Genomic DNA, 12,206 nt, shown 5'->3' with positions numbered 1-12,206 from the left:
GGAAACGAGGTCCGAGCCGGCGTCGGGGCCGGGGTGGGAGCGTGCTGCGGAGTCGGTGTTCGGGCTCTGGCTCACGTCGTCAGAGTCTGCCACCCGAGCCGGGCAGTGCGACACACGGACCGAAGCCGAATTACATCGCTGTATTTTTACTTTAGCGCTCAATCATGCGATATCGTCACACACGCCCCATCCCTCACAGGAGTCCCGGGACCGCACGACAGCGAACCCGCCTCGAGCAGCTCACCGCACCACCAGCCCCTTCCCAGAGCCCCTCCACACCTCATTTCCTGCAACCGGGCCCCAGGAAAGGACCCCACATGCCCTTCGCCGACGTCGCCGCGCTGGCGCAGCCGCCCCACGCCGTCGTCGTGCCCGTGCACGCGACGCCGTGGAAGACGATCACCGTCCGGCCCGGCGACACGTTGTGGCATCTCGCCATCGCCCACCGCACCACGGTGCGCGCGCTCGTGGACAAGAACCGGCTCGCCGCCGGCGGGAGCCTGATCCTGCCGGGCCAGAGGCTGCTCGTCCCCGGCTCGCCCGCGACGGCCACGACGCCGCGGTCCGCGGCGACACCGACGAAGCCGGCCAGGGGTGCCGTCACGTCGTCCGGCTCGTCCGCCCCGGTCTCCGTGCCCGCGGGCAGCATCGTCCACGTCGTCGTCCGTGGTGACACGATGTCGGGCATCGCCGCCAGGTACAAGGTGTCCCTGACCAAGCTGCTCGCCGCCAACAAGCTCAAGAACGCCGGCCTCATCTACATCGGTCAGCGCATCGTCGTGCCTGGTGTGGCCAGCGCACCGGCGCCCGCGAGCCCGGCACCGAGCCCGACGCCGCCGAGCGGCTACTCGACGCCGACGAAGACCCAGCTGGCCGTCGCGGCCAGCAAGGCCAAGCTCGCCGCCCGAGACGTCCCGAGCCGCACCGAGACGGCCGACATCATCCGGGCGACGGCGACCCGCAACGGCGTCGACCCCAAGCTCGCGCTCGCGATCGCGTGGATCGAGTCGGGGTGGAACCAGCGGGCGGTGTCCTTCAGCGACGCCGTCGGGGTCATGCAGCTGATGCCGATCGCCGAGACGTGGTCCTCCCAGCTGGCCGGGCGCTCTCTCGACCGCTACGACACGCGGGACAACGTCACCGGTGGAGTCCTCATCATCCGCGCGCTGCTCGCCTCGGCCGACTCGCGGGAGCAGGCGGTCGCCGGGTACTACCAGGGCCTCTACTCGGTCCGCACCAAGGGCCTCTACGAGGACACGAAGAAGTACGTCGCCAACGTCCTTGCGGTCTACGACCGCATGTGACGCTCCCAACCCCCCGGGAGCCCAGGAGACCGCGGCCCCGCACACCCTCCCCCGGGTGCGCGGGGCCGCGGCTCGCCTGCACGGGATGCGCAGGGTCAGCCCGTAAACTCCTGCCCGTGACGTCCAGCGTGGCGGACGCCCTCGTCGGTCGGGTGATCGACGGCCGGTACCGCATCCTGTCCCACCTCGCAGACGGAGGCATGGCCTCGGTCTACGTGGCGCTCGACGCACGCCTCGACCGTGAGGTCGCGCTCAAGATCATGCGTCCTGGCCTGGCCGTCGACGACGTCTTCGTCGAGCGCTTCCGCAGCGAGGCCCGCTCCGCGGCGCGCCTGAGCCACCCCAACGTCGTCGCCGTCTTCGACCAGGGCGAGGACGACGGCGACGTCTTCCTCGCGATGGAGCTCGTCGAGGGCAAGACCCTGCGCGAGGTCATCCACGAAGAGGCGCCGCTCACCGCCCGCGAGGCCCTCGCCATCCTCGAGCCGATCCTCCTCGCGCTGCGCGCTGCGCACGCGGCGGGCATGATCCACCGCGACGTCAAGCCCGAGAACGTCATCGTGCGCCACGACGGCGAGGTCAAGGTCGCCGACTTCGGGCTGGCGCGCGCCATCACGAACCAGACCGCCACGAGCCAGACCGGCGTGCTCCTCGGCACGGTGTCGTACCTGTCCCCCGAGCAGGTCGAGCGGGGCCAGGCCGACGCCCGTAGCGACGTCTACGCTGCGGGCCTGCTGCTCTTCGAGATGCTGACCGGGCGCAAGGCGGTCACCGGTGACACCCCGATCCAGATCGCCTACCAGCACGTGCACGGGTCCATCCCGGCGCCGTCGACGCTCGTGCCGGAGGTCCCGCGGTCGCTGGACGAGCTCGTCGCTCGCTCCACCGCGCTCGACCCGGACCACCGCTTCGACTCGGCCGCCGAGCTCGTCGCGGCGCTGCGCCACGTGCGCCGTGTGCTGTCACCGACCGACCTCGACCGGCGCGGCACCGCGCCCCGGACCGATACCGCCGTCCGTGCGCCGGCCGCGGCCGACACCTCGGCGCGGACCGCCTCCCCCGGTGACACGGGCCAGCTCACCGGTCTGCACACCACCCCGGTCCTCGAGCGCACCACGGCGATGCCGCTCACGGCAATACCGGTGCAGCGCCGGCGCCGCCGACGGTGGCCGGCCTGGCTCGCCGCGGTGCTCCTCGTGCTCGGCGGTGGGGCTGCGGGCTGGTGGTTCACCGCGGGCCCGGGCGGCACGACGGTCGTGCCCGGGCTCGTCGGCCAGTCGGTGGCGCAGGCGCGCTCGAGCCTGCAGGCCGCGTCCCTGTCGATGGACGAGCACGACGAGTTCTCCGAGACCGCCGCCAAGGGCACCGTCCTGCGCATCGAGCCCGGTGCCGGCACGCAGCTGTCCAAGGACTCCACGATCCGCGTCGTCGTGTCCAAGGGCCAGGAGCGCTACACGGTCCCGAAGCTCGTGGGCACCAAGGCCGCCGACGCCGTCGACGTCCTCGGGCCGCTGACGTTGACCGTCGGCGACACCAGACAGCAGTGGAGCGAGACCGTCCCGAAGGGTCGGGTCGTCTCCCAGTCGCCCGACCCCGAGGCGTCGGTCAAGCGGGGCACCGCCGTCGACCTCGTCGTGTCGAAGGGCCCCGAGCCCATCGACGTGCCGAAGGTGACCGGCACGCCGTTCGACGCCGCGGCCGCCAAGCTGGGCAAGCTCGGGTTCCAGGTGCGGCGCGGCGCGGACGTGAACAGCGACACCGTGCCGGCCGGCAACGTCGTGTCCCAGGACCCCGCCTCCGGCACGTTGCACCGCGGCGACGCCGTGACGCTCGTCGTGTCCAAGGGCCCGGTCATGGTCCAGGTGCCCAACGTCGTCGACCAGCAGGACGCCCTCGCGGAGAAGGCGCTGACCGACCTCGGGTTCACGGTCGACAAGCAGTACCCCTTCGGCGACCTCTTCGAGAAGAAGGTCCGCGCCCAGGACCCCGCCGCGGGGACGACGGTGCCCAAGGGCAGCACGATCCACCTCACGATCGTCTGAGAGTCGTCCACGTCCCGTCCGGGCCAGGACCGCGTTCGCGGCAGGCAGGGGTCAGGTGGGCGGCGGGGTGCGCAGCAGGGAGGTGAGGACGTCGACCGCGACGTCGGTCGCCGCGTCGTCGACGTCGAGGTGCCACACGAGGCGCACCGCGCCCGGGCCCACGGCGTAGGTACGGACCCCCGCGTCGAGGGCCGCGGCGACGAACGCCGCTGACGTCCAGCCCGCCGCGGCGACGTCGACGATGACGATGTTGGTCTCCACGGTGGCCAGGTCGACCGAACCGGGTGCCGCCTCGGCCATCGCGGCGGCGGTGCGGCGAGCGCGGGCGTGGTCGTCGGCGAGGCGCTCGACGTGGTGGTCGAGCGCGTACAGGCCTGCGGCAGCGAGGATCCCGGCCTGACGCATGCCACCGCCGAAACGCTTGCGCCAGATCCGTGACTCGGCCATGGCCTCGGCCGACCCGGCCAGGACGCTGCCCACGGGGGCTCCGAGGCCCTTGCTCAGGCACACCGACACGGTGTCGAACTCCCGCCCGTAGTCGGCGACCGGGATGCCCGAGGCGACGTGGGCGTTGAAGAGGCGGGCGCCGTCGAGGTGCATGGCGACGCCGCGCTCGCGGGTGATCGTCCGCGCCCGGCGGATCTCCTCGAGGGACTGGACCGTGCCGCCGCCGAAGTTGTGGGTGTTCTCGACGACCACGAGCGCGGTGCACACCTGGTACGGCCCCGCACCGGTGACCATGAGCGAGGCGGCGTCGTCGGCCCGGAAGCGGCCCCGCTCGGAGACCCAGGTGCGCGAGGAGATGCCGGACAGCACCGCGGCCGCGCCGAGCTCGGCCCGCACGACGTGGGCCAGGGAGTCGCCGACGAGCTCCTCACCGTGTCGCACGTGCAGGCGCACACCGAGCTGGTTCGCCATCGAGCCCGACGGTGTAAAGAGCGCCGCCTCGTGACCGAGCAGGTCGGCGACGCGCTCCTCGAGGGCCCGCAGGGTCGGGTCCTCGCCGAAGACGTCGTCGCCGACCTCGGCACGGGCCATGGCGGCCCGCATCGCCTCGGTGGGCTTGGTCAGGGTGTCGCTGAGCAGGTCGGCCCGCAACGGGCTCGTCGCGGGTGCCGTCACCGTCCGGTCACGCCTGGCCGAGCATCTCGGCGACGAGGAACGCCAGCTCGAGCGACTGCTGGTGGTTCAGGCGCGGGTCGCACACCGACTCGTAGCGCTTCTCGAGGTCGGAGTCGATGATCTTCTCCGCACCGCCGAGGCACTCGGTGACGTCGTTGCCGGTCAGCTCGACGTGGATGCCGCCGGGGACCGTCCCGAGCGAGCGGTGCACCTCGAAGAAGCCGCGGACCTCCTCGACGATGTCCTCGAAGTCGCGGGTCTTGTAGCCCGTCGAGCTCTCGAACGTGTTGCCGTGCATCGGGTCGCAGATCCACGTGACCGTCGCACCTGAGGCGGTCACCTTGTCGACGAGGGCCGGCAGCGCGTCGCGGATCGTCCCCGCGCCCATCCGGGTGATGAAGGTGAGGCGGCCCGGCGTGCGCTGCGGGTCGACCTTGTCGATGAGGCGCAGCACCTCGTCGATGTCGGCCTTGGGGCCGAGCTTGACGCCGATCGGGTTGCTGATGCGCGAGACGAAGTCGATGTGGGCGCCGTCGAGCCGGCGCGTGCGCTCGCCCACCCAGACGAAGTGCCCGGACGTGTCGTAGAGGCGACCCGAGCGTGAGTCGATGCGGGTCAGCGGCCGCTCGTAGTCGAGCAGGAGCGCCTCGTGCGCGGCGTAGAACTCGACGGTGCGCATGGCGTCGAAGTCGGCGCCGCAGGCCGCCATGAAGCGCATCGCCTTGTCGATGTCCCTGGCGATCTTCTCGTAGCGCGCGTTGGCGGAGTTGGCGACGAAGCCACGGTTCCAGTCGTGGACGTGACGCAGGTCCGCGAAGCCGCCGGTCGTGAAGGCCCGGACGAGGTTGAGCGTCGCCGAGCTCGCGTGGTAGGCCCGGACGAGACGCTGGGGGTCCGGGACGCGGGCGGTCTCGTGGAAGGCGAAGTCGTTGACCATGTCGCCGCGGTAGGCGGGCAGCGTCACGCCCTCGCGGGTCTCGACGCCGGACGAGCGCGGCTTGGCGTACTGGCCGGCCATCCGCCCGACCTTGACGACGGGCACCGACGCGCCGTAGGTCAGGACGGCGGCCATCTGCAGGATCGTCTTGATGCGGTCGCGGATGTTGTCGGCGGTCGCCGACGCGAACGTCTCGGCACAGTCGCCGCCCTGCAGGACGAAGGCCTCGCCGACGGCGGCCGCGCCCATCCGGGCGGTGAGGATGTCGCACTCGCCGGCGAAGACGAGCGGCGGATACGACGCGAGGGTCTCGATCACCTCGGAGAGCGCGGCCGTGTCGGGCCACGTGGGCTGCTGCCCGGCCTCGAGCTCGGCTGCGGCCGCCGTGAGGGCGGCGAGGGCCTCGGACCCGTTCCCGGGCTCGAGACCGACATCGGCGGTGACGGTCCTCATGTTCACCCGATCAGCGTAGACGCCGTGCCCGCCCCTGCCGTGCCGGGTCCGCATCCCGATACCTCCGCCGTCGGCCGGTCGCCGGACCTCCGGGACCCGCCGGGTGGCACCGCGACCCCTCGCACGGGTCAGCGCCCCTGGTCGGGTCGGTCCTCGAGGTCGAGGCCGCGCTCCATGGCGAACCGGACGAGCTCGACGCGGTTGTGCATCTGCAGCTTGCCGAAGATGTTCTGCACGTGGTTCTGCACGGTGCGGTGCGACAGGAACAGGGTGGCGGCGATGTCCTTGTAGCCCATGCCCGTGGCCACGTACCTGAGGATCTCGGTCTCGCGGTCGGTCAGCTCGGGCACCTCGCGCTCGGGGCTGCGCCCGGCGCGCGCCCGACGGAACTCGCCGAGGACGAGGCCGGCGAGGCCGGCCGTGAACACGGGGTCGCCGGCGGCCGTGGCCCGCACGGCGTCGAGGAACTCCTCGCGCCCGGCGCTCTTGACGAGGTAGCCGAGCGCGCCGGCCTTGACGGCCTCGAGCACGTCCTGGTGGTCGCCCGATGCCGACAGGATGAGCACCCGAGTGGGCACCCCGGCCGCGGCGAGCTCGGCGCACACGCGCGACCCGCTGAGACCGGGCAGGTTGAGGTCGAGGACGAGCACGTCCGGAGCGGTGGCGCGGGTGCGCGCCACCGCCGAGCGTCCGTCGTCGGCGGTCGCCACGACCTCGAACCCGGCGTCGGCGAGGTCGCGGGCCACGGCATCGCGCCACATCGGGTGGTCGTCGGCGACGACGACCCGGATCCGCCGCGGCGTGCGGTCGGTGGCGTCGGGCGGGGTCAGGGGCGTGGCGGCAGGGTCGTCGCTCACAGTGCTCCTCGTCGGTCACGCCGGCCGTCGGGGTCGGGCCGGTCGGGTCGGTGGGAGGGGTGGGTGGGAGCGCGCGGCACGCGCAGCTCGACGGTCGTGCCCCCGGCCGGTCCCGAGGTGATGGTGGCCCGGCCGCCGAGGTCGGCCACGCGACCCTTGATGCTCGAGGAGACCCCGAGCCGGCCCTGGTCGACGGCCTCCTCGAGCCTGGCCTGGCTCAGCCCGCGACCCGAGTCGCGGATCGTCACGGCGACGTCGCGGCCGTCGTCGTCGAGCAGCACCCACGTGCGCGCGCCGTCCCCGGCGTGCTTGCGGACGTTGTCGAGCGCCGCCTCGACCGCGGCCACGACCTCGTCGGCGACGCGTCGGGGCAGCAGGACGGCATCGGCCGGTGACACCAGCTGGACGTCGTCGGTCTCGACGTGGCGCAGCAGGGTGCGCAGGTCCGCCTCGCCGCTGACCGCCCGACCGACCGCGGCCAGGTCGGTCTGGCTGACGAGTGTCCGCAGGATGCGCTCCTGCTCCCCCGCCATGGCCCCGAGAGCCGCGGACTCGCCGCCGAGGTCGGTGGCGCGCCGGTGGATGAAGGCGAGGGTCTGCAGGACGCCGTCGTGGACGGTGCGCGCCAGGCGGTCCCGCTCGGCGCGGGCCGCGTCGAGCCGCATCGCCTCGGCGAGCGCGGCGTGGCTGGCCCGGGCGAGGTCGACGCAGTAGCCGATGCAGCCGCCGAGGAGGAGCCCGAAGATCGAGTTCGAGACCGTGTTGGCGGTCGGCTCGGCGACCTCGACGAAGGAGCTCGCGGCGACGAGCGAGGCAGCCGCGACACCCCCGCGCCAGCCGCGCAGGATCGCGAAGCCGACGACGGCGGCGGAGGGCCAGATCGACGGGATGGTCTTGGCACCTCCGGTGATGACCTCGGGAGTGTCGACGAGGCGGGTCGCGAGGATCGCGGCGCAGCCCATCGCGAGCTCGGCGGTGTAGGCGCGAACCGTGCGCATCGGCCGGGCGGTCTGGGCAGCCGTCCATCCGGCGAGCAGACCGAGGACCGAGAGCGCGACCGCAGGGTGGGCCACCTCGGCGCGGCGCTCCCAGACCGAGTACGCGGCGTAGACCAGGGCGAGCACCCGGAAGACGTCGACGGCTCGCCACAGGCCCCTGACGACGGCGTGCTCGTCGTCGAGCAGGCCCGCGCCCGGGGGCGTCCCGGACCGGCCGGTCTCGACGGACATGGGTCAGGAGGCCGCCACGACGGGCCCGCCGCCCTCGTCGGAGCCGTGGGTGTTCGCCGCTGTGGCCGCGACGTCCGCGGCCTCGGGGGTGTCGGGGGCATCGGGGGCATCGGGGGTGTCGGCGCCGTCGACCGCGTCGGCGGGGGCGTCGTCGGCGGCACGCGGGGCGGCGGAGCCGTCCGCGTCCGGGGACGCGTCGGACCCCTGGGACGCCTCGCGCGCCGGGCGCTCACGGCCCTCTGCGGCATCGAGCGCCTCCTCCAGCTCGGGGGCGGCGCTGCCGGGCTTGGCGGCCTCCTGCAGCTCGCGCGCCTTGGCCTTGGCGGCGGCGAGGAGACGGTCCTTCATCGAGGTGGCGTACATGTCGACGTACTCCTGGCCGGACAGCAGCATCAGCTCGTACATGATCTCGTCGGTGATCGAGCGCAGGACGAAACGGTCGTCCTCCATGCCCTCGTACCGGGAGAAGTCGAGCGGCTTGCCGACGCGGACGCCGATGCGCATGATCCGCGGGATGAGCTTGCCGGTGGGCTGGGCCTTGTCGGTGCCGATCATCGCGACGGGGATGACGGCGACCTTGCCCTCGAGGGCCATCCGGGCGACGCCGGTGCGGCCCCGGTACAGGCGGCCGTCGGGAGAGCGCGTGCCCTCCGGGTAGATCCCGAGCAGCTCGCCGCGGCGGAGCACCTTCAGGCCCGAGCTGAGGGCGGCGTTGCTCGCCTTGCCGCCGGAGCGGTCGACCGGCAGCTGCCCGACGCCCTTGAAGAACGCAGCGGTGAGCCGGCCCTTGAGGCCCCGGCCGGTGAAGTAGTCGCTCTTGGCGAGGAACGTGACCCGGCGGGAGACGACGAGCGGCAGGAAGACCGAGTCGGAGAAGGACAGGTGGTTCGAGGCGAAGATCGCCGCACCGGTCTCGGGGATGTTCTCCTCCCCCTCCACCCAGGGACGGAAGAGGAGCTTGATGATCGGCCCCACGACGACCATCTTGAGGAACCAGTAGAACACCCGTGCACCCCTCCTGACTGTGACCGCTCGAACTCTACGGCACTCGCGCGCGCACAGCGGCGCGTGCGAGGATCAGCAGGTCCAGCCGCACCGTCGCCAGGAGCCCACCGTGTCGGTCCCTCCCGAGGTCGTCACCGCCCTGCGCGGGGCGTCCTCGTCACGTGTCTCGCGGTCCGCCGACGCGGCGGTCCCAGGTCCCGAGCCCGTCGGGGAGCCGTCGTGAACGACCGAGACCTCGACGACGAGTTCGCACGGATCATCGCCGGCTGGGACGCCGAGGCGCCCGACCCGCTGCCGCGTCGTGCCGCTGCTCCCGACGCCGACGCGGTCCCTGTCGACGCCGATGCGACCGCCCCAGGCGGCGCCACCGACGCCGCTCCCACCGATGCCGCCCCCGCCGACGCCGCTCCGACCGCCGGCGCCGGGCCCGATGAGGCTCCGACCGTCGGCGCCGGGCCCGCCCCGGAGGGCGAGAGCGCGACGCCGTCGGCCGCGACGCCGTCGGCGTCCGGACCGGGAGGTGCCCCGGGAGGGGTGACCGGCTCGGACGCCCTGGACCTGCCGATCGCCCCGACGACCCCGCACGTCTGGCGCGGCGGCACGCCGACGCGCGACGACTCCGACGCGCCCCTCGACGAGGTCGGCTCCTACGGTGCCGACGACGACCACTTCGTGCCGCCCTCGGAGATCGACCTGCCCTCGGCCGAGACCGACCCGATGTTCTGGGCGATCGTCGGCGGACTCGTCGGTGGCCCGCTCCTGCTGCTCTACATCCTGTTCTTCGACCGCGACGGCAGCGGCTGGTGGGTCGTCACGGCGCTCGCCATGATCGTCGTCGGTTTCGTGCTGCTCGTGCTGCGCGGCGGCACCGAGCGGGACCCGTTCGACGACGGCACCCGCGTCTGAGCCGCGGCCGCAGGCAGGCGTCCTCAGCCACGGGCGTCACGGGGTGCGAGGTCGACCCAGAGCGGGCGGTGGTCCGAGCCCACGGCGATGTCGGCCGCGACCGCGCGCTCGAGCGAAGCACGCTCGTGCGGGTCGCCCTGTGCGACAACGAGGTCCTGTGGTGCGAGCACGACGTCGATGGCCACCGTGGGCGACGCCACGGGGAAGGTCGGCTGGTCCGGCAGCACGGACCGCCACCGTCGCGTGAGGACGGCGCGGGCGGCACCGTCGGGCCCCTCGTTGAGGTCGCCGGCGACGATGCAGCGCGCCGGCAGCGCCGTGACGAGCCGGGCGGCGTGGCGAACCCGCTCAGCCGCCCGGAGGCCCAGGTGCACGCTCGCCACGGTCACCGACGCGTCGGGAGCCCATCGCCCCGGCGCGACCGTCACCGCGGCCCAGCCACGCGTCCGGTCGGGGAACCGCGTGGGTAGCCGGCCACGTGCCGCTCCTGTCAACTCGACTCCGGGAGCCGTGAGGACGACCGTGCCTCCTGTGCCGAACCGACCTGTGCCCCAGTGCATCCCGCACTCGCGCGCGAACCGCGGCAGTCGCACCTCGGTCGTCAGGCGACGGGGCACCTCCTGGAGGCAGAGCACGTCGGGAGCCACCGCACGCACGACCCGCGCCGCCGCGCGCCGGTCGTCGAGGAAGTCACGGACGTTGTAGGTCATGACGCGGAGCCGCTCCGCCGGCCCGGGCGTCGCTCCCGCCGTCGTCACCGTCCGGCGCGGGCGAGCTCGGCCGCGCCGATGAGCCCGGCGTCGCTGCCGAGGACGGCGCGCACGATGCGCGCCTCGGGGCGGTAGCCGCGTCCGGGCAGCTGTCGGCGGAACGCGTCGCGGGCCGGACCGATGAGCATCTCGTCGGCGGCGCTGACCCCACCGCCGACGACGAACAGGCCGGGGTCGAACGCCGCCGCGAGGTTGGCCAGGCCGACACCCAGCCACTCACCGATGTCCGCGAGCAGCTCACGGGCCGTGGGGTCGCCGTCGCGCGCGGCCTCGGTGATGAAGGGCCCGGTGAGCGAGCCCTTGTCGCCACCGAGACGCGCGAGCAGGTCGGCGACGACCGGCGAGCCGGCCTCGATCATGGCGCGGGCCTCGCGCACGAGGGCGTTGCCGCTCGCGTACTGCTCCCAGCAGCCGCGGTTGCCGCACTCGCACCGGACCCCGCCGGGGACGACCTGCATGTGGCCGAACTCGCCCGCGATGCCGTACCGCCCACGCTGGACCCTGCCGTCGACGATGAGCGCCCCGCCGATGCCCGTGCCGAGCGTGATGACGACGACGTGCGACTCTCCGCGCGCCGCGCCGAAGGCCGCCTCGGCCCAGGCCGCGGCGTTGGCGTCGTTGTCGACGCTGATCGGCAGGTCGATGCGCTCCGAGAGTGCCTCACGCAGCGGCTCGTTGCGCCACGACAGGTGGGGGGCGAAGACGACGGTCGCGCGGTCCTCGGCGACGAAGCCGGCTGCGCCGATGCCGACGGCCACGACGTCGCGGCCGCCGTCGGCGCGCACCTGGCCGAGGAGGTCCTCGACCGCCTCGACGATGGTGTCCTCGACGACCTGCGGCGACGTCGAGCGGTGCGGGGTGTCGCGGCGGACGCGGTGGGAGATGCGGCCCTCCTCGTCGACGACGCCGCCGGCCACCTTGGTGCCGCCGATGTCGATGCCGATGGCGAGTCCGGTGCTCACTCCGGGCTTCCCTTCTGCTCGGGGGGAACGTCGTCGGGGGCGCCACCCGTCGGGGCGGGCGTCGACGTGTCGGTGGCCGTGTCGTTCGAGGTGTCGGTCGACGCGTCGCCATCCGCCTCGGAAGAGGCATCGGCCGACGCGTCGCTCGCGGCGTCGGTCGAGGGGTCCGCTCCGCGCCCCGGTGTTCGCTCGCGCCGCTCGCGCTGCACCGTGGCGAGGTCGCGCAGCGCCGTCGCCGCGAACCCGACCACGTCGGCGAACCGCTCGATCGTGTCCGGCTCGACGCGCTGGACGAAGGCGATGAGCTGGCACACCGGACAGATCCGGCACGCCGACGGCGTCCGACCGCCGCACGTGCACTCGTGCGTCTCCCCCGACCCGGCTCGGGTCCCGGCCGAGCGCCGCCCCCCGCCGCTCGGCTCGCCCGTGGGACCTGATCCCCCGGCGGGGCCTCCGGCCGCGGATGCCGGACCCCACCCGCGGGCAGAGAGCAGGTCGACGAGCAGCGCGGCCTCCTCGGCGACCGATCCGGTCGCGGCGCCGCGCTCCTCGCGCTCCTCGCGCGCGCCGGGGTCGTCGGTGTCGTCGGTGTCGTCGGTGTCGTCGGGCTCCACGGTCG

General features: G+C 73.5%; 11 protein-coding genes. 3 read left to right on the top strand and 8 right to left on the bottom strand.

Annotated elements, in window-relative coordinates:
- Positions 1–317 precede the first annotated feature (317 nt).
- On the top strand, positions 318–1,304 hold the full coding sequence (locus AC1VM9_RS16865; RefSeq protein WP_481341029.1) for a lytic transglycosylase: 987 nt from the start codon (positions 318–320) through the stop codon (positions 1,302–1,304).
- Positions 1,305–1,420: 116 nt separating this feature from the next.
- Positions 1,421–3,346 carry a Stk1 family PASTA domain-containing Ser/Thr kinase gene (pknB, locus tag AC1VM9_RS16860; protein WP_483123472.1) on the top strand — a complete coding sequence of 642 codons (1,926 nt, stop codon included), beginning with the start codon at positions 1,421–1,423 and terminating at the stop codon, positions 3,344–3,346.
- A gap of 51 nt (positions 3,347–3,397) precedes the next feature.
- Here pknB and AC1VM9_RS16855 read toward each other — a convergent pair whose 3' ends face one another.
- The 5 genes from AC1VM9_RS16855 to AC1VM9_RS16835 all read right to left on the bottom strand — a co-directional run bounded on the left by AC1VM9_RS16855 (position 3,398) and on the right by AC1VM9_RS16835 (position 8,949).
- Positions 3,398–4,468, bottom strand: coding sequence for a threonine aldolase family protein (locus AC1VM9_RS16855; protein ID WP_483123471.1), 1,071 nt, complete (start codon positions 4,466–4,468; stop codon positions 3,398–3,400).
- A 7-nt stretch (positions 4,469–4,475) separates the two neighbouring features.
- The gene (locus AC1VM9_RS16850) at positions 4,476–5,912 is read right to left on the bottom strand and encodes a class II 3-deoxy-7-phosphoheptulonate synthase (protein WP_481341032.1); all 1,437 of its coding nucleotides are present in this window, start codon (positions 5,910–5,912) and stop codon (positions 4,476–4,478) included.
- A 74-nt stretch (positions 5,913–5,986) separates the two neighbouring features.
- Positions 5,987–6,715 (bottom strand): response regulator, encoded by a 729-nt coding sequence (locus tag AC1VM9_RS16845; RefSeq protein ID WP_483123470.1) that lies wholly within the window; start codon positions 6,713–6,715, stop codon positions 5,987–5,989.
- Positions 6,712–7,944 carry a MacS family sensor histidine kinase gene (gene macS / locus AC1VM9_RS16840; RefSeq protein WP_483123468.1) on the bottom strand — a complete coding sequence of 411 codons (1,233 nt, stop codon included), beginning with the start codon at positions 7,942–7,944 and terminating at the stop codon, positions 6,712–6,714. Before macS ends, AC1VM9_RS16845 begins: the two co-directional genes overlap by 4 nt.
- 3 nt (positions 7,945–7,947) lie before the next feature.
- Positions 7,948–8,949, bottom strand: coding sequence for a lysophospholipid acyltransferase family protein (locus AC1VM9_RS16835; RefSeq protein ID WP_483123466.1), 1,002 nt, complete (start codon positions 8,947–8,949; stop codon positions 7,948–7,950).
- Positions 8,950–9,168: 219 nt separating this feature from the next.
- Between AC1VM9_RS16835 and AC1VM9_RS16830 the strand changes: the two genes are divergently transcribed.
- Positions 9,169–9,855 carry a hypothetical protein gene (locus AC1VM9_RS16830; protein WP_483123465.1) on the top strand — a complete coding sequence of 229 codons (687 nt, stop codon included), beginning with the start codon at positions 9,169–9,171 and terminating at the stop codon, positions 9,853–9,855.
- 23 nt (positions 9,856–9,878) lie between these two features.
- Here AC1VM9_RS16830 and AC1VM9_RS16825 read toward each other — a convergent pair whose 3' ends face one another.
- From AC1VM9_RS16825 to AC1VM9_RS16815, 3 genes are read right to left on the bottom strand one after another with little or no spacing between them, the layout of a single operon-like run.
- Positions 9,879–10,565: an endonuclease/exonuclease/phosphatase family protein gene (locus AC1VM9_RS16825; RefSeq protein WP_483123464.1), complete on the bottom strand. Its 687-nt coding sequence runs from the start codon at positions 10,563–10,565 to the stop codon at positions 9,879–9,881.
- A gap of 44 nt (positions 10,566–10,609) precedes the next feature.
- Positions 10,610–11,587, bottom strand: a complete 978-nt coding sequence (locus AC1VM9_RS16820; RefSeq protein WP_481342711.1) for an ROK family glucokinase — start codon at positions 11,585–11,587, stop codon at positions 10,610–10,612.
- Positions 11,584–12,201, bottom strand: a complete 618-nt coding sequence (locus AC1VM9_RS16815) for a hypothetical protein (RefSeq protein WP_483123462.1) — start codon at positions 12,199–12,201, stop codon at positions 11,584–11,586. Before AC1VM9_RS16815 ends, AC1VM9_RS16820 begins: the two co-directional genes overlap by 4 nt.
- Between the last annotated feature and the right edge of the window lie 5 nt (positions 12,202–12,206).

It is taken from the genome of Monashia sp. HAY1-11D (assembly GCF_056868035.1).
This window is presented reverse-complemented; position numbering and strand designations above follow the sequence as displayed.